This window comes from Pseudonocardia sp. EV170527-09 (genome assembly GCF_008369905.1).
In the GTDB taxonomy this organism is placed as follows: Bacteria; Actinomycetota; Actinomycetes; order Mycobacteriales; family Pseudonocardiaceae; genus Pseudonocardia.
The window spans coordinates 1-1,244 of the sequence record NZ_VRMC01000244.1 but is presented as its reverse complement, the minus strand read 5'-3'; the positions used below and the strand labels follow the sequence as shown (position 1 = coordinate 1,244).

Annotated in this window: 1 protein-coding gene; it reads left to right on the top strand. The window is 71.0% G+C overall.

Annotated features, from left to right (window positions below; genetic code table 11):
* Positions 1–149 precede the first annotated feature (149 nt).
* The coding region (locus tag FVA95_RS28825) for an FtsK/SpoIIIE domain-containing protein (RefSeq protein WP_149666904.1) at positions 150–1,244 on the top strand (1,095 nt) is incomplete at its 3' end.

The following is a 1,244-nucleotide window of genomic DNA, read 5'->3' as shown; positions in this document are numbered from 1 at the left end:
GTGGCCGTCCGGCCAAGGCTCCTCAGGGTGAGGCTGCCTGATTAGCCGAATGAGATAAGAAAGGCGTCGGCCCCGCAGTCCGAAATGGTCAGGAATGCGGGGCCGTACCTGTGCTGTGCCAAAAACAATCGCTAGAAATGGGGAGAGAAATGGGATTCCTGACTGCGCGGCGAGAGCGGGCGGCCGACGAGCGCGAGGCCGATGCACTGTGGTGGTCCTGGCGGCAGGCGTGCGAGGGCGCCGGGCTCTGCCACCAGGTCGACACCGTCTCCGGCGCCACGGTCGTAGTGCCGCAGCTGGTCGACATCGTCCTGGGACCACCGACGATCCTGACCGTCAAGCTGCTGCCGGGGCAGCTGCTCTCCGACCTGCGTCGGGTCGCGCTGCGCATCGCCCCGCACCTGGGAGCGGTCGCCTTGCGGGTCACCCCGCTAGGGCAGATCCACGCCCGGGTGGAGCTGCTGGCGACCGACCCGCTCGACGTCCGCGTCGACCTCGACCTGCCTGCCCGCCCGGGCCAGGTCTTCATCGGCCGCGACGAGACCGCCCACGACGTGGTCCAGTCCTGGGCCGACGTCGCGCACACGATCGTCCAGGGCGTCACCCGCTCCGGGAAGTCCGTGTGGACCTACGGCCTGCTGGCGCAGCTCGCTGCCGACCCGCTGGTCACCGTGTGCGGCTCCGACCCCACCGGCCTGCTCTGGCGCCCCTTCGCCGGGACCCGACACGCCGCCCTGCAGGTCTCCGGCGTTGACGACCCTGGCGCCCACGAGGTCCTTCTCCAGGCGCTCGTCGATGACATGGACGCGCGGATCGCCGCGATGCCCGCCGATCGCGACACCGTCGCGATCACCACCGACCAGCCCCTGCGGGTCGTGGTGCTCGAGGAGCTGGCCGCGCTCTACCGCGTCGCCGACTCCGTGTCGACGACGAAGGACCCGGTCGGCAAGCGCATCCGGTCGCTGGTCGGGCGTCTGCTCGCCGAGGGGGCGAAGGCTGGCTACCGCGTGGTGATCATCGTGCAGCGCGCCGAGGCCGCGATCGTCGGAAGCTTCGAGCGGGCCATGTGCTCGCTGCGAATCAGCTTCCGCACCGACACCCGTGCCAGCGCTGAGCTGCTCCACCCGGGCGCACCCGGCGAGCTGGCCGACCAGCACACCACCGCCCGCCCCGGGATCGCCCTGATGTCGGCCCCAGGCGAGGAGCTGATCCGCTTCCGGGGCCCTTACCTGCGCGGATACCCC